The following is a 17,524-nucleotide window of genomic DNA, read 5'->3' on the forward strand; positions in this document are numbered from 1 at the left end:
GTCGTTCATGAAGTGAACAGCCCGCAAAGAACGCATGAGCGATGTGAAACAACTCTTGCAGCAGAAAATGATCGTTTGCCGCGATCGTGGGGTTGTTCACAGCAATAGGAGGAAGATCACAGGACAGTAACGGCGATTGTGTCGTCGCAGGTGGCGCCTCTCACAGAAGTGCCTCCGCGCACCGGGAACTTATTCCGAGCGCCCGGCCGGGCTCCTCCGTATTCTGTTCGGCTTCCGGACCCAAGGAGCCTGTCCACCCATGCCGGACCACACCCCGCACCCCTCGAGCGAGTCCCTCGCCGAACGGCTGACCCATCCCCGCTACCCGCGCGCCAACCGCTACGACGCCCGCTGGGTCGTCGACAACCAGATGGGGCCGAACGCGCTCTGGCTGCTGGAGTGGCTGGCCCCCGCCCTCGGCCTGGACGCCCTGCGCCCCGGCGCCCGGGTCCTCGACCTGGGCTGCGGCCGGGCCATGACCTCCGTCTTCCTGGCCAGGGAGTACGACGCGCAGGTCACCGCCGCCGATCTGTGGATCGAGCCCGACGACAACGCGCGCCGGATCGCCGAGGCCGGTTTCGCCGACCGGGTGCTGCCCGTGAAGGCCGAGGCGCACGACCTGCCGTTCGCCGAGGGCTGCTTCGACACGATCGTGAGCGTCGACGCGTACCAGTACTTCGGCACCGACGACCTCTACCTGCCCACGCTCACCCGGCTGCTGCGCCCCGGCGGCCGGATCGGCGTCGTCGTCCCCGCGCTGCGCGAGGAGCCGGACGGCGTGGAGCCGCCGGAGCATCTGCGGCCGTACTGGGAGCCCGCGTACTGGTGCTTCCACAGCGCCGGCTGGTGGCGGCGCCACTGGACCCGCAGCGGTGCCGTGGAGGTGGAGGCCGCCGACTGGCTGGACGACGGCTGGCGGGACTGGCTGCTGTGGTGCGAGGTGGTCGCCGAGGAGAGCCCCGAGGAGTTCCACCGCACGATGGCCCGCCAGGTCGCGGAGATGGTCCGCCGCGACCAGGGGCGCACGCTGGGCTTCGTCCGCGTGGTGGGGCGCCGTCGGTGACGACGAGGGGGACGCACCGGCATCCGGTGCGTCCCCCTCGTCGGTGTCCTGCCTCGGGCTCAGCCCTCGGTGACGCCGAGCTTCTCCAGGATCAGCTCCTTGACGCGGGCCGCGTCGGCCTGACCGCGGGTGGCCTTCATGACCGCGCCGACCAGGGCGCCGGCCGCGGCGACCTTGCCGGAGCGGATCTTGTCGGCGATGCCCGGGTTGCCGGCGATGGCCTCGTCGACGGCCGCGCCCAGGGCGCCCTCGTCGGAGACGACCTTCAGGCCGCGCTTGTCGACGACCTCGTCCGGAGTGCCCTCGCCCGCGAGGACGCCCTCGATGACCTGACGCGCGAGCTTGTCGTTGAGGTCGCCCTTGGCGACGAGCTCGGTGACCCGGGCGACCTGCTCGGGGGTGATGGAGAGCTCGTCGAGCGCCTTGCCCGACTCGTTGGCGCTGCGGGCCAGCTCGCCCATCCACCACTTGCGGGCGGACGCCGCGTCGGCACCGGCGTCGATCGTGGCGACGATCAGGTCCAGCGCGCCGGCGTTGAGGATCGCCTGCATGTCGGTGGCGGAGATGCCCCACTCGGCCAGCAGCCGGGTGCGGCGGGCCAGCGGGAGTTCGGGCAGGGCCGCCCGGATCTCCTCGACCCACTCGCGCGAGGGGGCGACCGGCACCAGGTCCGGCTCGGGGAAGTACCGGTAGTCCTCGGCCTCCTCCTTCACGCGGCCCGAGGTCGTGGACCCGGTGTCCTCGTGGAAGTGCCGGGTCTCCTGCACGATCGTGCCGCCGGACGACAGCACGGCCGCGTGCCGCTGGATCTCGAAGCGGGCCGCGCGCTCCACGGACCGCAGCGAGTTCACGTTCTTCGTCTCCGAGCGGGTGCCGAACTTGTCGGTGCCGTGCGGGCGCAGCGACAGGTTCACGTCGCAGCGCATCTGGCCCATCTCCATACGGGCCTCGGAGACACCGAGCGCCCGGATGACCTCGCGCAGCTCACGGACGTACGCCTTGGCCACCTCGGGGGCGCGCTCGCCGGCGCCCTCGATCGGCTTGGTGACGATCTCGATGAGCGGGATGCCGGCGCGGTTGTAGTCCAGCAGGGAGTGGGACGCGCCGTGGATACGGCCGGTGGCGCCGCCGACGTGCGTCGACTTGCCGGTGTCCTCCTCCATGTGGGCGCGCTCGATCTCGACGCGGAAGGTCTCCCCGTCCTCCAGCTGCACGTCGAGGTAGCCGTTGAAGGCGATCGGCTCGTCGTACTGGGAGGTCTGGAAGTTCTTCGGCATGTCCGGATAGAAGTAGTTCTTCCGGGCGAAGCGGCACCATTCGGCGATCTCGCAGTTCAGCGCGAGACCGATCTTGATGGCGGACTCGACACCGGTCGCGTTGACGACCGGGAGCGCGCCCGGCAGGCCGAGGCAGACCGGGCAGGTCTGCGTGTTGGCGTCCTGGCCGAGCGCGGTCGAGCAACCGCAGAACATCTTGGTCTTGGTGCCGAGTTCGACATGGACCTCGAGGCCCATGACAGGGTCGTACGACGCGAGTGCGTCCTCGTACGACACCAGGTCGGTCGTGGTGGTCACGGTGAAGGTTCCCTCTCAGCCCAGCAGGACGTCGTCGTCGCCCAGCCGCTTCAGCTCGCGGTAGAGGATGGCGAGGCCGGTGACGATCGCGGCGGCGGAGACGGCGGCGTCGATCAGACGCAGCGTGTCGCTCTCCACGCGGGCCTTCCTGGCCTGCTTGGCGACGTTGACCGCACCGAACGCGGTGGTGGCCATGGACAGGTACAGACCGGACTTCGACTTCTTGAAGCCCTTGGCCTTGGACATTGCCTTGCTCACAGCGACGGAGCCTCCTCGATCAGCGGGTGACCCCACTTTTCCACGAAGGCCGCCTCGACGGCCGCGCCGACCTTGTAGAGCCGGTCGTCCTTCAGGGCCGGGGCGATGATCTGCAGGCCGACCGGGAGGTTGTCCTCCGGGGCCAGACCGCAGGGCAGCGACATGGCCGCGTTGCCCGCGAGGTTCGTCGGGATGGTGCACAGGTCGGCGAGGTACATCGCCATCGGGTCGTCGGCACGCTCGCCGATCGGGAAGGCGGTGGTCGGCGTCGTCGGGGAGACGATCACGTCGACCTGCTCGAAGGCCTTCTCGAAGTCGCGCGTGATGAGCGTGCGGACCTTCTGGGCGCTGCCGTAGTACGCGTCGTAGTAGCCGCTCGACAGGGCGTACGTGCCCAGCATGATGCGGCGCTTCACCTCGGGGCCGAAGCCCGCCTCACGGGTCAGCGAGGTGACCTCCTCGGCGGAGTGCGTGCCGTCGTCGCCGACGCGCAGGCCGTAGCGCAGGCCGTCGAAGCGGGCGAGGTTGGAGGAGCACTCGGACGGGGCGATCAGGTAGTACGCCGACAGGGCGAGGTCGAAGGACGGGCAGTCCAGTTCGACGATCTCGGCGCCGAGTTCCTTCAGCAGTTCGACGGACTCGTCGAAGCGCTGGATGACGCCGGCCTGGTAGCCCTCGCCGCGGAACTGCTTGACCACGCCGACCCGCATCCCCTGGACGCTGCCGTTGCGGGCGGCCTCGACGACCGGCGGGACCGGGGCGTCGATCGAGGTGGAGTCCATCGGGTCGTGCCCGGCGATGACCTCGTGCAGCAGGGCCGCGTCGAGGACCGTGCGGGCGCAGGGGCCGCCCTGGTCCAGCGAGCTGGAGAAGGCGACCATGCCGTACCGGGAGACGGCGCCGTACGTCGGCTTGACGCCGACCGTGCCGGTGACGGCGGCCGGCTGGCGGATGGAACCGCCGGTGTCGGTGCCGATGGCGAGGGGTGCCTGGAAGGAGGCGAGCGCGGCGGAGGAACCGCCGCCGGAGCCGCCGGGGATCTTGGTGAGGTCCCAGGGGTTGCCGGTCGGGCCGTAGGCGCTGTTCTCGGTGGAGGACCCCATGGCGAACTCGTCCATGTTGGTCTTGCCGAGGATGACGACGTCGGCGGCCTTCAGCCGCTTGGTGAGCGTCGCGTCGTACGGCGGGAGCCAGCCCTCGAGGATCTTCGAGCCGACGGTCGTCGGGACGCCCTCGGTGGTGAAGATGTCCTTCAGCGCGAGGGGGACGCCGGCCAGCGGGCCCAGCTTCTCGCCGCGCTCCCGCTTCTCGTCGACCGCGCGGGCCTGCGCGAGGGCGCCCTCGCGGTCGACGTACAGGAAGGCGTGGACCTTCTCGTCGACGGCCTCGATCCGGGCCAGGTGGGCCTCGGTGACCTCGACGGCCGTGAGCTCGCCGGAGGCGATCCTCGCGGCGGTCTCGGCGGCGGTGAGCTTGATGATGTCCGTCATGACTAGTCCTCCCCCAGGATCTGCGGCACCTTGAAACGCTGCTGCTCCTGGGCCGGGGCGCCGGAGAGCGCCTGCTCGGGGGTGAGCGAGGGACGGACCTCGTCCTCGCGCATGACGTTCGTCAGCGGGAGCGGGTGCGAGGTCGGCGGTACGTCTTGGTCGGCGACCTCACTGACGCGGGCGACCGCGCCGATGATGTCGTCCAGCTGTCCCGCGAAGTGGTCGAGCTCTTCGGGCTTCAGCTCCAGACGCGCCAGCCGGGCGAGGTGGGCGACCTCCTCGCGCGTGATGCCAGGCATGCAGCGATCCTCTGGGGTGAGTGTGTGTGGTTTGGCCCAATCCTATGGGTCGGGGGGGCATGCCCGTGCATCGGTTTCCCTGCGGCACCCGCGGGGGGCTGCTCAGGGCGTCACCGGGTCACTCGGCGGCCGGGAGCGCCGCCTTCGGGCGCTGCCAGCCGCGTGAGCCGCGCGCCCGCAGCCAGGCGGTCGTCTCCTCGGGCGGCATGGCGGCGGCCACCAGCCAGCCCTGGACGGCGTCGCAGCGCAGATCGCGCAGCCGCTCCCAGGTCTCGTCGTCCTCGACGCCCTCGGCGACGACCAGCAGGCCGAGGGAGTGCGCCAGGTCGATCGTGCACCGCACGATCTCCGCGTCCTCGGCGTCCACCGCGAGCCGGGCCACGAACGAGCGGTCGATCTTCAGCTCGCTCACCGGCAGCCGCCGCAGATGCACCAGCGAGGAGTAGCCGGTGCCGAAGTCGTCGAGGGACATCTTCACGCCGTGCCCGGTGAGGGCGGCGAGGGTGTCGGCGGCGCGGGTCGGGTCCTCCAGCAGGACGTGCTCGGTGATCTCCAGCTGGAGCGCGCCCGCGGGCACCCCGTGCCGGGCGAGGCGCGCGGCGACGGACCCGGCGAACCCGGGGGTGTGCACGTCGCGCGGGGAGACGTTGACGGCGACCGGCACGAACAGGCCCTGGGAACGCCAGCGCGCCACCTGGCCGAGCGCGGTCTCCAGGACGTACTCGGTGAGGTGCGGCATCAGCCCCGAGGACTCGGCGATCGCGATGAACTCGTCGGGCGGCACCTTCCCGCGCTCGGGGTGCACCCAGCGGACCAGTGCCTCCAGTCCGGCGACCTGTCCGTCGAAGCGGACCTTGGGCTGGTAGTGCAGCTCGACCTCGTGCGCGTCGAGGGCGCGGCGCAGATCGCCGAGGAGCCCGAGCCGGTCCGGGGTGTTGGAGTCCCGTTTGGACTCGTAGACCTCGACGCCCGTGCGGTCCCGCTTCGCCTGGTACATCGCCACGTCCGCGCGGCGCAGCATCCCTTCGGCGTCGAGCGCGTGGTCCGGGAAGACGGCGACGCCCGCGCTGGCCTCCAGCACCAGGGTGAGGCCGTCCAGGTCGAGCGGTGAGCTGAGCGCCGAGACGAGGCCGCGGGCGACTCGGGTCGCGGACGTGGTGGAGTCGGCGACGGGCAGCAGGACGGCGAACTCGTCTCCCCCGAGCCGCGCGGCCTCCGCTCCGCGCGGCAGGGCGAGCCGCAGCCGGTCGGCGATCTGCAACAGCAGCCGGTCACCGGCGAGATGTCCCAGGGTGTCGTTCACCGACCGGAAGCGGTCGAGGTCGATCAGCATGAGCGCGGAGCGGGCGCCTATGCGTTCGGCGTCGTCCAGCGCGGTCCAGATCCGCTCCTGCAGCCACTGCCGGTTCGGCAGCCCGGTCAGCGGATCGCGCAACTGCTCCTCCGCCCGGGCCCTGGCGATCCACAGGGTGGAGTCGAGGGCTATCAGCGGGATGGAGAACAAGGGCAGCAGCAAGGGCTTGGCGACGGCCACCACGCACACCAGCGGGGCGATGCCCAACAGGGCGACGGCGACCAGGCCCTGTCTGACCAGGGCGGTGCGGGCGACGGTGGGCAGTCCGCCGCGCGGGGCGTGCAGATACCAGTGCAGGACGCGGGTGACGAGGAGGTAGGCGACCGCGACCAGCACCACGCCGGGTGCGGTGTAGAGCGTCCAGGTGTCGGGGCTCCAGGGGCTCTCGACGCTCGGGACCCGGCCGAACGCGGCCAGCACCAGGGCGCCGGAGGCGATGCCGAGGATGTCCACCGCGCCGTGCAGGACGCCCTGGCGCCAGCGGCCCCGGCGGGCGGCACCCACCAGGACGACGACGGTGAGGCTGACCATGCCGGCCGGCACCCAGCCGTACAGCAGCAGCACGGCGAGGGTGAGGGCGGCGCCCGAGCCCGTGCCGCCCCACCAGCGGGCGCGGCCCAGGGCCACCAGGTGGCCGACGATGATGCCGGTCAGCACGGCGAGGGACCAGCCGACGGTGCCCGACGGGAAGAGGGCGTGGCCGCCGGTGAACGCCCGGTAGAAGCCGGCTCCGAGGACGAGGGCGGCGGCCGCGACCACCGACGCGGGCAACGCGGGCCAGGACGGGTGCCGTTCCTGGTCGGGGTCCGACAGCCCCGCGGCGTGCTCGCCGTCACGCAGGGCGCCGCCGCCGTCCGTGGTGTCCCGCCCGGTGCCCGTGTTCGGGCGATCCGCGGTCCGTGTCGCCCACCCGCGCCATGCGCCGGCCGTCCGGCGCAGCCGTGAGTGCGGGGCGGCACTCTCGGTCGGTTCCATTCCCGTCCCTCTCACAGCCGGCGGTGCCCACGCCACGCGGCCCGTCGCCCGACGACTGCCCTCGACGGCCCCGCGCTGGAAAACCCTTCCCCTCGCCCTTCCTTGCTCCTCGGCGGTCCTCGGAACTCTCTCGGAGCTCACTCGGAGCCCTCTCGGAGCGTCTCGGAGCGAAGGGATGCCCCGACCGCAGCTGGGCACGGCAGGCGCACCTCTCAACAGTAGGCCGCCGAAGGCGTGTACGGGCAGCGGTCGTCGACGGTTGCCCGAATGCGCCCCAGCCACCCGTATGCATCTGATATGCGCCCATCGGGCCGGGTTCAACCGCTACTGCTCCGCGGACAGGGCGACTTCGGCCGCGGCCTCCGGCCCCTGTTCCAACAGGACGGCGAAGCCGTCCTCGTCCAGGACCGGCACCTTCAGCTGCACCGCCTTGTCGTACTTGGAGCCCGGGCTGTCCCCCACGACGACGAAGGACGTCTTCTTCGACACCGAACCGGTCACCTTCGCGCCGCGGCTCTCCAGGGCCTCCTTGGCGCCGTCCCGTGTGTGGTTCTCCAGCGTGCCGGTGACGACGACCGTGAGGCCCTCCAGCGGACGGGGGCCCTCGTCCTCCCCGGAGGACTGCTCCTCGAGCGGGACGCCGGCCGCCTTCCACTTGCGGATGATCTCGCGGTGCCACTCCTCGGCGAACCACTCCTTGAGCGCGGCGGCGATGATGGGGCCGACTCCGGCGGTCGCGGCGAGCTCCTCCTCCGTGGCCTGTTCGATGCGGTCGATCGAGCGGAACTCACGGGCGAGGGCCTGCGCGGCGACCGGGCCGACGTGCCGGATGGACAGCCCGTTGATGAACCGTGCGAGCGGCCGCTGCTTGGCCGCCTCGATGTTCGCCAGCAGGGCGAGGGTGTTCTTCTTCGGCTCGCCCTTCTGGTTGGCGAAGACCGTGACGACCTTCTTCTCACCCGTTCTGGGGTCGCGCTTGGGCAGACCGCTGTCGGGGTCGAGGACGTACGCCTTGATGGGCAGCAGCTTCTCCACCGTCAGGTCGAACAGGTCGCCCTCGTCGGCCAGCGGCGGGTCGGCCGGCTCCAGCGGGCGGGTGAGCGCGGCGGCGGCCACCGCGCCGAAGTGTTCGATGTCCAGGCACTCCCGGCCGGCGAGATAGGAGACCCTCTCCCGCAACTGGGCGGGGCAGGCACGGGCGTTGGGGCAGCGGAGGTCGATGTCGCCCTCCTTCATGGGCCGCAGCGGGGTGCCGCACTCGGGGCACTCGCTCGGCATCACGAACTCCCGCTCGCTGCCGTCGCGCAGGTCGACCACCGGGCCGAGGATCTCCGGGATGACGTCCCCGGCCTTGCGGATGACCACGGTGTCCCCGATGAGGACGCCCTTGGCCTTGACGACCTCCTGGTTGTGGAGGGTCGCGAACTCGACCTCGCTGCCCGCGACGGTGACCGGCTCGACCTGCGCGTAGGGGGTGACCCGGCCGGTGCGGCCGACGCCGACCTTGATGTCGATGAGCTTGGTGTTGACCTCCTCCGGCGCGTACTTGTACGCGATGGCCCAGCGCGGGGCGCGCGCGGTGGAGCCGAGGCGGCCCTGGAGCCGGATCTCGTCCAGCTTGACGACGACGCCGTCGATCTCGTGCTCCACGGAGTGGCGGTTCTCGCCGTAGTACGCGATGAACTCCCCGATGCCCTCGAGGCCGTCGACCACGCGGTTGTGCGGGGAGGTGGGCAGGCCCCAGGTCTTCAGCAGGTCGTAGGCCTGGGAGAGCCGGGTCATGCCGGAGAAGCCCCGCAGCGCGCCGATGCCGTGGACGACCATATGCAGCGGGCGGGTCGCGGTGACGCGCGGGTCCTTCTGGCGCAGCGAACCGGCGGCGGCGTTGCGCGGGTTGGCGAAGGGCTTGTCGCCGGCGGCGACCAGGCGTTCGTTGAGCTCGAGGAACTTCTCCATCGGGAAGTAGACCTCGCCGCGGATCTCGACCAGCTCGGGGACGTCGTCGCCGTGGAGGCGGTCCGGGATCTCCGCGATGGTGCGGACGTTCGGCGTGATGTCCTCGCCCGTGCGGCCGTCGCCGCGGGTGGCCGCTCGGGTGAGGCGGCCGTTCTCGTAGGTGAGGTTGACGGCGAGTCCGTCGACCTTCAGCTCGCACAGGAAGTGGTACTCCTGGTCGCCCAGTTCACGGGCGATACGGTCCACCCAGGCGGCGAGCTCCTCGTCGTTGAAGGTGTTGTCGAGCGACAGCATCCGCTCGCGGTGCTCGACCGCGGTGAACTCCGTCTCGTACGAACCCGCGACCTTCTGGGTCGGCGAGTCCGGTGTACGCAGCTCCGGATACTTCTCCTCGAGGGCCTCCAGCCTCTTCAGCAGCGTGTCGAACTCGGCGTCGCTGACGACCGGAGCGTCCTTCACGTAGTACCGGAAGCGGTGCTCCTCGACCTGCTCCGCCAGCTGCGCGTGCTCTTCGCGGGCCTCGGCGGGCACCGCCGTCGTCTCCGCCTGCTTGTCGCCGGCCACCGTGTTTCCTCCCGTTACTCTGGGTTGTCCGCGAGGGATCTCGCCGCCTGGACGCAGTGGGCCAGTGCCCTGCGCGCGTAGTCGGGGGACGCGCCCGCGAGTCCGCACGACGGCGTGATCGTGACCGTCTCCGCGAGAAGCCCCGGTGACAGCCCCAGCCTGCGCCACAACGTCCTGACACCCATGACGCTACCGGCAGGGTCTGACAACGGGACGTCCGTGCCGGGGACGACACCGGCGAACAGCCGCGTGCCGCCTTCCACGGCCTCACCGATCGCGTCGTCGTCACGCTCCGTGAGAAGGGAGAGGTCGAAGGAGACCGCGGCCGCGCCCGCCCGGCGCAGCAGCGCGAACGGGACGTCAGGTGCGCACGAGTGCACCACGACCGGGCCCTCGCCGTGCACCCCGACGACGTCGCGCAGGGTCGCCTCGACGATCTGCCGGTCGACGGCGCGATGCGTGCGGTAGCCGCTGGCGGTCCTGACCTGCCCGCGCAGCACCGCGATCAGGGAGGGCTCGTCGAGCTGGAGGACGACCCGGGCGCCGGGGACCCGGCGCCGTACCTCCGCGAGATGCTCGCGCAGGCCCTCGGCGAGCGAGGCGGCGAGGTCGCGGCAGGCGCCCGGGTCGGACAGGGCGGCCTCGCCGTTGCGCAGTTCCAGGGCGGCGGCGAGCGTCCAGGGGCCCACGGCCTGCACCTTGAGCGGGCCCTCGTAGCCCTGGGTGAACTCCTCCAGCGCGTCGAGGTCCTCGCCCAGCCAGGACCGGGCCCGCCGGGTGTCCCGGCCGGGCCGGTCGCCGAGCCGCCACCCGCTGGGCTCCACGCGCGCGTACAGCTCGACGAGCATCCCGGCGGTCCGCCCGATCATGTCGGCGCCGGGGCCGCGGGCGGGCAGTTCGGCCAGGAACGGGAAGTCCTCGAAGGAGCCGGTGGCGGTCTTCGCGGCCTCGCGGGCGTCGCCGCCGGGCAGCGAACCGACGCCGGTGGCCGCGCCGAACAGGTGGTCAGTGCTGTTGCTCACCCGCAAAGCCTATGCAACGCGGCGCGGCCGTCGCGCCGGTCACCTGCCCGGCCGGACCGTCAGGTCGTTCACCTCCGCGTCCCGGGGCAGGTCCAGGGCCATGACGATCGTCGTGGCGACCGACTCGGGGTCGATCCAGCGCGCGGGGTCGTAGTCCTTGCCCTCCTGCTGGTGCACCTTCGCCTGCATGGGGCTCGCCGTGCGGCCCGGGTAGACCGAGGTGACCCGGACGCCGCCCGCGTGCTCCTCGGCCCGCAGGGAGTCCGCCAGGGCCTTCAGACCGTGCTTGGAGGCGGCGTAGGCCCCCCATTGGGCGTGCGCGGTGAGACCGGCGCCGGAGTTCACGAACAGGACGTGCCCGCGCGCGGCGCGCAGCTGGGGCAGGAAGTGCCGGGTCAGTTCGGCGGGGGCGATCAGGTTGACGTTCAGCTGGTGGCGCCAGGTCTTGGGGGTGAGGTCGCCGACCGGGCCCAGGTCGACGACGCCGGCGATGTGCAGCAGGGAGTCGACCCGGTCGGGCAGCGACTGGTGGGAGAAGGCCCAGGACAGCCGGTCCGGGTCGGCCAGGTCGCCGACCAGGGTCCTCGCGCCCTCGTAACGGGCGGCGAGCTCCTTCGCGCGGGCGGCGTCGCGCGCGTGCAGGACGAGTTCGTCCCCGCGCGCGTGCAGACGACGGGCGACGGCCGCGCCGATTCCGGAGCCCGCTCCGGTGATCACATGTGTAGCCATACCCGCCATGCTCGCACCGGCCTGGATCACGCGATGCCCTGGCTCTCCTCCAGGTAGGCGAGCGCCCCGACGGGCTCCTCGGCGAAGAAGACCAGGTCGGTGAGCGGGCGGGGCAGGAAGCCCTCGTCGTCCATGCGCCGGAACTGCTCCTTCAGGCCGTCGTAGAACCCGGCGGTGTTGAGCAGGACCACCGGCTTCTCGGTGTGGCCGTGCTTCTTGAGCTCCAGGATCTCGGTCGCCTCGTCCAGGGTGCCGGTGCCGCCGACCATGATCACCACGGCGTCGGCCTTCTCCAGCAGCAGCCGCTTGCGCTCGGCGAGGTCCTTGGCGATCACCATCTCGTCGACGCCGGGCCGCGCCTTGGCGGCCAGGAACTCCACGGAGACCCCCACGAGCCGGCCGCCCGCGTCCTGCACCCCGTCGGCGACGACCTTCATCAGGCCGACGTCGGAACCGCCCCAGACGAGTGTGTGGCCGCCCTTGCCCAGCAGTTCCGCGAACTCGCGCGCGGGGACGGTGTAGCGGTCGTCGAGGTCGGCGGCGGAGAGGAAGACGCAGATACGCATGGGCCCACGGTACGCGGGAAGAACGAGCGGCCCGCGCGCGCTGACCCGACATGCCCCTTGGACACACGATCACGATCGAGCAAGGGACCCGGCATGTACGGGTCGTGCACGAAGGCCAGGTGCTGGCGGAGAGCGACCGGCCGCTGGTGCTGCGGGAGACGGGCTGTCCCGTGCGCTACTACATCCCGCCGGAGGACGTCCGCCTGGATCTGCTGACCCCCTCGGCCACCCACAGCCACTGCCCCTTCAAGGGCGAGGCCTCCTACTGGTCGCACGGCGGCACCGCGGACCTGGTCTGGGCGTACCCGGACCCGAAGACGGACGTCGCCGCGATCAAGGACCACCTCTGCTTCTACGAAGTCGAGGTGTCGTAGGCGATTAGTTCCCTGCCGTACGGCAATCTGCACAGGCATGGACAAGAAGACCATTTCGGCCGACGGCACCTCCCTCGCCTACGCGAGCCGGGGCGAGGGACCGCCGGTGATCCTCGTCAGCGGCGCGATGTCCACCGGGGACACGGTGGCACCCCTGGCGGAGGCACTCGCGGACCGCTGCACGGCCGTCGTCTACGACCGCCGGGGGCGCGGCGGGAGCGGTGACACCCGACCGTACGCGGTGGAACGCGAGGTCGAGGACCTGGCGGCGCTGATCGACGCGGTCGGCGGCGAGGCGGCGCTGTACGGCGTCTCGTCGGGCGGCGCGCTGGCGCTGCGGGCGGCGGCGAGCGGGCTGCCGGTGCCCCGGATCGCCGTGTACGAGGTGCCGTTCGCCGTCTACGAGGGCGGCGCCGAGGAGCGGGCGGAGTACACCGAGCGGCTGACGGCCGCGCTGGCCGAGGACCGGCGCGGGGACGCGGTCGAGCTGTTCCTGCGGCTCACCGGGCTCGGCGAGGGGATCATCCAGGGCGCCCGGCAGTCCCCGATGTGGCCCGGCATGGAGTCGATCGCGCCGACCCTGGCCTACGACGACGCCGTGATGGGCGACGGACTGGTGCCGGAGGCCCGGCTGGCGTCCATCACGGCCCCGGTCCTGTCGCTGGCGGGCGGCGCGAGCCCCGAGTGGATGCGCGAGGCGGCCCGTACGGTCGCGGACACGGCCCCGCGGGGGACGTACCGGGTGCTGGAGCGGCAGTCCCACATGGTGGAGCCGGAGGTGCTGGCGCCGGTGCTGGCGGAGTTCTTCGGGCAGTGACCGGAGCGGGGCACGCGCGTGTGCGGGGCGCTCGCGCGCGTGGGCCTCAGCCCGCCGGCGTGGTCTCCTTCACCCGGACCGTCGACGCGATCGTCGCCGAGCCCACCACGCGCGTGCCGTCGTACAGCACGATCGCCTGGCCGGGGGCGACACCGCGCACGGGCTCGGTGAAGGACACCTCCAGGGAGCCGTCGACGAGTTCCGCCCTCACCTCGGTCTCGCCGCCGTGGGCGCGCAGCTGGGCGGTGTAGGTGCCGGGGCCGGACGGGGCGGCGCCGCACCAGCGGGGCTTGATCGCGGTGAGGGCGGAGACGTCGAGGGCGGACGCCGGGCCGACGGTGACCGTGTTGTCCACCGGCGAGATGTCGAGGACGTAGCGCGGCTTGCCGTCGGGCGCCGGGGTGCCGATGCGCAGCCCCTTGCGCTGGCCGATGGTGAAGCCGTACGCGCCCTCGTGGCTGCCGACCTTGGCGCCGGACTCGTCGACGATGTCGCCCTCGGCCTTGCCGAGCCGCTTGGCGAGGAAGCCCTGGGTGTCGCCGTCGGCGATGAAGCAGATGTCGTGCGAGTCGGGCTTCTTGGCGACGGCGAGGCCCCGGCGCTCGGCCTCCGCGCGGATCTCGTCCTTGGTGGTGACCGTGTCGCCGAGCGGGAACATCGCGTGGGCGAGCTGCCGGTCGTCGAGCACGCCGAGGACGTAGCTCTGGTCCTTGGCCATGTCGGAGGCGCGGTGCAGCTCCCGGGTGCCGTCCTCGCGCACGATCACCTGCGCGTAGTGGCCGGTGCAGACCGCGTCGAAGCCGAGGGCGAGGGCCTTGTCGAGCAGCGCCGCGAACTTGATCTTCTCGTTGCAGCGCAGGCAGGGGTTGGGGGTGCGGCCGGCCTCGTACTCGGCGACGAAGTCCTCGACGACGTCCTCGCGGAAGCGGTCGGCGAGATCCCAGACGTAGAACGGGATGCCGATGACGTCGGCGGCGCGGCGCGCGTCGCGGGAGTCCTCGATGGTGCAACAGCCCCGCGCGCCCGTACGGAACGACTGCGGGTTCGCGGAGAGCGCGAGATGGACGCCGGTCACGTCGTGCCCCGCCTCGGCCGCGCGGGCGGCGGCGACGGCGGAGTCGACCCCGCCGGACATGGCGGCGAGGACGCGGAGGGGGCGGGAGGGCTGCGCGGTGTCAGTCATAACCCCTCCAGGGTACGGGGGCGCGGGAACCAGGACCCCCGGGTATCCGTTGACGAGCACATGGGACAGGGGAAGGCTTCGAAGGACGGTGACCGGAAGGTCGGGCGCCGCGCGGTGCTGATCGGCGGGGCGGTGGCCGCGGCGGGCTCGGCCGTCCTGGCCCGTGACGAGCTGTCCCGCCTGTGGTGGCGGACGCCGGGCGTGGAGAAGCCGCGCAAGGAGGGCGAGGTCGACTACGCCGGGGCGCGGTGGGTGGCGGCCTCGGAGGCCAACTGGCGGCGGGCGGACCGGCCCGCCGACTACGGCATCGACATGGTGGTCGTCCATGTCACGCAGGGCAGTTTCGCGAGCGCGGTGAAGGTGTTCCAGGACCCGGAGCACAAGGCGGCCGCGCACTACATCGTGCGCAAGGACGGGCACATCACGCAGATGATCCGCGAACTCGACGTGGCGTACCACGCGGGGAACCGCTCCTACAACGAACGCAGCGTCGGCATCGAGCACGAGGGCTTCGTGGAGCGCCCCGAGGACCTCACCGACGCCATGTACGAGGCGTCGGCCCGGCTGACGGCCCGCATATGCGCGCGCTACGACATCCCGGTCGACCGGGAGCACATCATCGGGCACGTGGAGGTGCCGGGCACGGACCACACGGACCCCGGCCGGCACTGGGACTGGGACCGGTACATGAAGCTGGTGCGGGCGGCCCGGACCGCGCCCGCCTAGGAGCCCTCCGTCAGGTGAGACCGGCCGCGCGGGCCCGTTCCACCGCCGGTCCGATCGCCCGGGCGACGGCCTCCACATCGGCCTCGGTGGAGGTGTGGCCGAGGGAGAAGCGCAGGGTGCCGCGGGCCAGGTCCGGGTCGGTGCCGGTGGCCAGCAGGACGTGGCTGGGCTGGGCGACGCCCGCGGTGCAGGCGGAGCCGGTGGAGCACTCGATGCCCTGGGCGTCCAGCAGCAGGAGCAGGGAGTCACCCTCGCAGCCGGGGAAGGTGAAGTGCGCGTTGGCCGGCAGACGCCCGCCCGGCTCGGGGTCGCCGCCGAGGATCGCGTCCGGGACGGCCGTACGGACCGCGTCGACGAGGGAGTCGCGCAGGGCGCCGATCTCGCGGGCGAACCATGCGCGCTGCTCGGCGGCGAGACGTCCGGCGACCGCGAAGGAGGCGATGGCGGGGACGTCCAGGGTGCCGGAGCGGACGTGCCGTTCCTGCCCGCCGCCGTGCAGCACGGGCACGGGGGTCCGGTCGCGGCCCAGGAGCAGCGCGCCGATGCCGTACGGGCCGCCGATCTTGTGGCCGGAGACCGTCATCGCGGCGAGGCCGGACTCGGCGAAGCCGACCGGGACCTGGCCGAAGGCCTGGACCGCGTCGGAGTGCAGCGGCACCCCGAACTCGGCGGCGGCGTCGGCCAGTTCACGGATCGGCATGATGGTGCCGATCTCGTTGTTGGCCCACATCACGGTGGCCAGGGCGACGTCGTCGGGGTTGCGGGCGATGGCCTTGCGCAGGGCGTCCGGGTGGACCCGGCCGTGCGTGTCGACGGGCAGGTACTCGACGGTGGCGCCCTCGTGCTCGCCGAGCCAGTGGACGGCATCGAGGACCGCGTGGTGCTCGACGGGGCTGGCGAGGACGCGGGTGCGGGCCGGTTCGGCGTCACGGCGGGACCAGTACAGGCCCTTGACCGCGAGGTTGTCGGCCTCGGTGCCGCCGGAGGTGAACACCACCTCGCTGGGGCGGGCGCCGAGCGCTTCCGCGAGGGTCTCGCGGGCCTCCTCGACGGTGCGCCGCGCGCGGCGGCCGGATGCGTGCAGGGAGGAGGCGTTGCCGGTGACGCCCAGCTGGGCGGTCAGTGCCTCAGCCGCCTCCGGGAGCATCGGGGTGGTCGCGGCGTGGTCGAGGTAAGCCATGGTGGCCACGATTCTAAGGGGCCCCGGTGAGCGGCCTCAGGTCGAGGCCGCCGCTCAGAAGCTCCAGGACAGCGTGTCGTCCATCTGCATGACGGCCAGCAGGACCAGCAGGTCGGCGACGCCCAGGCCCATGCCCAGGTAGGCGCGGCCCTTGCGGGTGGTGCCCCGCCACAGGGAGACCGCGGCCAGGACGACGGCGGTCGGGCCGAGGAAGACGTTGAAGACGAGGAGGCCCAGGAGGCCGAGGATGAAGGACGCGACGGCCATGCCGTCGGCGTCGCGGGTGCGGGTCCGGGGGCGCGGCCGTTCGGCGGCCGGTGCGGTGAGATGCATGGGTGTCAGCTCCTGTGGGTCGTCGGAAAGGACCGTCGGCGGTGCCGTGACGGCCAGGCCGGTGACGGCCGTGTCAGTGCCGGCGGGCGTGGCGCTCGCGGGCGGCGAAGACGGCCAGCCAGCAGGCGATCACGACGGCGGCGACGGCGCTGAAGGCGAGCGGCGCGTGGGCGACGGCGCCCAGCACCACGCCGAGCAGCAGGAGCGCTGCGACGAGGAACAACATGGTCGGATCCCCCTCCGAGATCACGTGTCGATCTCTCTCAATTCGGTGAACAGTTGTGGTTACACTTGTTCACTGACTTCAGAGTACCCCGCCCCACGGCTTCCCAACTCCAGAGAACAGTTGTTAACTGCATGGCATGAGTCACACCCTCGGCATACGGCAGGCCCAGAAGCAGAAGACCCGGCAGGCACTCCTGGACGCCGCGTTGACCCTGCTGGAGGACCAGAGCCTGAGCAGCCTGGGTCTGCGCGAGGTCACCCGGGCCGTGGGCGTCGCGCCGACCGCCTTCTACCGGCACTTCCGCTCCACCGCCGACCTGGGCGTCGCCCTGGTGGAGGAGGCCCTCGGCAGCCTGCACCCGATGATCCGCACCATCGTCGCCCCCGACGGCGAGAGCGAGAGGCGCATCGAGCGGGCGGTCGAGCTGATCGCGGGTCATGTGGAGACCCATCCGGCCCATGTGCGCTTCATCGCGCGGGAGCGGCACGGCGGGGTGCAGCCGGTACGCACGGCGATACAGGACCAGCTCGCCCTGTTCGGCGAGGAGGTGAAGACCGCGCTGGCCCAGGACCCGGTCTCGGAGGGCTGGCAGGAGGACGACCTGCGCATGCTCGCGCATCTGTACGTCGATCAGATGCTGGTGACGGCCTCCCTGTTCCTGGAGGCCCTGGAGGGCCCCGAGGGCGCCCGCCGCCAGGTCGCCGAGGACGCGATCCGGCGGATGCGGCTGATCACCCTCGGCCGGGAGCACTGGCTGGACTGAGCGGTCCGCGCACGCCCAGGGGCGGCACCCCCGTTCACCGGGGGTGCCGCCCCTGTCGTCCGTGGACGGGCC

The 17,524-nt window shown here is 72.0% G+C and carries 18 protein-coding genes; 5 read left to right on the top strand and 13 right to left on the bottom strand.

Going from position 1 to position 17,524, the window contains the following annotated elements:
- The first annotated feature begins 259 nt into the window (after window positions 1-259).
- Entirely contained in the window at window positions 260-1,063 is an 804-nt protein-coding gene (locus ACFV46_RS10785; RefSeq protein ID WP_385497773.1) for a methyltransferase domain-containing protein, read from the top strand.
- A 59-nt stretch (window positions 1,064-1,122) separates the two neighbouring features.
- Here ACFV46_RS10785 and gatB read toward each other — a convergent pair whose 3' ends face one another.
- The 9 genes from gatB to ACFV46_RS10830 form a co-directional block, all read right to left on the bottom strand.
- Window positions 1,123-2,637 carry an Asp-tRNA(Asn)/Glu-tRNA(Gln) amidotransferase subunit GatB gene (gene gatB / locus ACFV46_RS10790; protein WP_376727420.1) on the bottom strand — a complete coding sequence of 505 codons (1,515 nt, stop codon included), beginning with the start codon at window positions 2,635-2,637 and terminating at the stop codon, window positions 1,123-1,125.
- 15 nt (window positions 2,638-2,652) lie between these two features.
- Window positions 2,653-2,895: a hypothetical protein gene (locus ACFV46_RS10795; RefSeq protein WP_361933777.1), complete on the bottom strand. Its 243-nt coding sequence runs from the start codon at window positions 2,893-2,895 to the stop codon at window positions 2,653-2,655.
- On the bottom strand, window positions 2,892-4,385 hold the full coding sequence (gene gatA / locus ACFV46_RS10800; protein ID WP_385497774.1) for an Asp-tRNA(Asn)/Glu-tRNA(Gln) amidotransferase subunit GatA: 1,494 nt from the start codon (window positions 4,383-4,385) through the stop codon (window positions 2,892-2,894). The genes ACFV46_RS10795 and gatA overlap by 4 nt, the downstream gene beginning before the upstream one ends.
- A 2-nt stretch (window positions 4,386-4,387) precedes the next feature.
- Window positions 4,388-4,684, bottom strand: coding sequence for an Asp-tRNA(Asn)/Glu-tRNA(Gln) amidotransferase subunit GatC (gatC, locus tag ACFV46_RS10805; protein ID WP_019754397.1), 297 nt, complete (start codon window positions 4,682-4,684; stop codon window positions 4,388-4,390).
- Window positions 4,685-4,802: 118 nt separating this feature from the next.
- Window positions 4,803-7,013: a putative bifunctional diguanylate cyclase/phosphodiesterase gene (locus ACFV46_RS10810; protein ID WP_385497775.1), complete on the bottom strand. Its 2,211-nt coding sequence runs from the start codon at window positions 7,011-7,013 to the stop codon at window positions 4,803-4,805.
- 324 nt (window positions 7,014-7,337) lie between these two features.
- Window positions 7,338-9,533, bottom strand: a complete 2,196-nt coding sequence (ligA, locus tag ACFV46_RS10815) for an NAD-dependent DNA ligase LigA (RefSeq protein WP_385497776.1) — start codon at window positions 9,531-9,533, stop codon at window positions 7,338-7,340.
- 14 nt (window positions 9,534-9,547) lie between these two features.
- Complete coding sequence (locus ACFV46_RS10820) at window positions 9,548-10,555, bottom strand: methionine synthase (protein WP_361933768.1); 1,008 nt, start codon at window positions 10,553-10,555, stop codon at window positions 9,548-9,550.
- A 39-nt stretch (window positions 10,556-10,594) separates the two neighbouring features.
- Window positions 10,595-11,293, bottom strand: a complete 699-nt coding sequence (locus ACFV46_RS10825; protein ID WP_385497777.1) for an SDR family oxidoreductase — start codon at window positions 11,291-11,293, stop codon at window positions 10,595-10,597.
- Window positions 11,294-11,310: 17 nt separating this feature from the next.
- On the bottom strand, window positions 11,311-11,850 hold the full coding sequence (locus ACFV46_RS10830; RefSeq protein ID WP_361933764.1) for a TIGR00730 family Rossman fold protein: 540 nt from the start codon (window positions 11,848-11,850) through the stop codon (window positions 11,311-11,313).
- 50 nt (window positions 11,851-11,900) lie between these two features.
- Between ACFV46_RS10830 and ACFV46_RS10835 the strand changes: the two genes are divergently transcribed.
- Both ACFV46_RS10835 and ACFV46_RS10840 read left to right on the top strand, forming a co-directional pair.
- Window positions 11,901-12,224 carry a DUF427 domain-containing protein gene (locus ACFV46_RS10835; RefSeq protein ID WP_385497778.1) on the top strand — a complete coding sequence of 108 codons (324 nt, stop codon included), beginning with the start codon at window positions 11,901-11,903 and terminating at the stop codon, window positions 12,222-12,224.
- Window positions 12,225-12,261: 37 nt separating this feature from the next.
- Window positions 12,262-13,041, top strand: a complete 780-nt coding sequence (locus ACFV46_RS10840) for an alpha/beta fold hydrolase (RefSeq protein ID WP_385497779.1) — start codon at window positions 12,262-12,264, stop codon at window positions 13,039-13,041.
- Window positions 13,042-13,087: 46 nt separating this feature from the next.
- On the opposite strand, the gene mnmA is transcribed toward ACFV46_RS10840, so the two are convergent.
- On the bottom strand, window positions 13,088-14,224 hold the full coding sequence (mnmA, locus tag ACFV46_RS10845) for a tRNA 2-thiouridine(34) synthase MnmA (protein WP_385497780.1): 1,137 nt from the start codon (window positions 14,222-14,224) through the stop codon (window positions 13,088-13,090).
- 60 nt (window positions 14,225-14,284) lie between these two features.
- Between mnmA and ACFV46_RS10850 the strand changes: the two genes are divergently transcribed.
- Entirely contained in the window at window positions 14,285-14,950 is a 666-nt protein-coding gene (locus ACFV46_RS10850) for a peptidoglycan recognition family protein (protein ID WP_361933754.1), read from the top strand.
- A 10-nt stretch (window positions 14,951-14,960) separates the two neighbouring features.
- On the opposite strand, the gene ACFV46_RS10855 is transcribed toward ACFV46_RS10850, so the two are convergent.
- The 3 genes from ACFV46_RS10855 to ACFV46_RS10865 form a co-directional block, all read right to left on the bottom strand.
- On the bottom strand, window positions 14,961-16,130 hold the full coding sequence (locus ACFV46_RS10855) for a cysteine desulfurase family protein (RefSeq protein WP_376727435.1): 1,170 nt from the start codon (window positions 16,128-16,130) through the stop codon (window positions 14,961-14,963).
- Window positions 16,131-16,184: 54 nt separating this feature from the next.
- Window positions 16,185-16,463: a DUF4190 domain-containing protein gene (locus ACFV46_RS10860; protein WP_376727436.1), complete on the bottom strand. Its 279-nt coding sequence runs from the start codon at window positions 16,461-16,463 to the stop codon at window positions 16,185-16,187.
- Between the two features lie 73 nt (window positions 16,464-16,536).
- The gene (locus tag ACFV46_RS10865) at window positions 16,537-16,689 is read right to left on the bottom strand and encodes a hypothetical protein (protein WP_361933749.1); all 153 of its coding nucleotides are present in this window, start codon (window positions 16,687-16,689) and stop codon (window positions 16,537-16,539) included.
- A gap of 136 nt (window positions 16,690-16,825) precedes the next feature.
- Here ACFV46_RS10865 and ACFV46_RS10870 point away from each other — a divergent pair, with 136 nt between their 5' ends.
- A complete protein-coding gene (locus ACFV46_RS10870; protein ID WP_361933746.1) occupies window positions 16,826-17,452 on the top strand; it encodes a TetR family transcriptional regulator in 627 nt (208 codons plus the stop codon).
- The last annotated feature ends 72 nt before the right edge of the window (window positions 17,453-17,524 follow it).

It is taken from the genome of Streptomyces sp. NPDC059852 (assembly GCF_042731455.1).
Classification (GTDB): domain Bacteria; phylum Actinomycetota; class Actinomycetes; order Streptomycetales; family Streptomycetaceae; genus Streptomyces.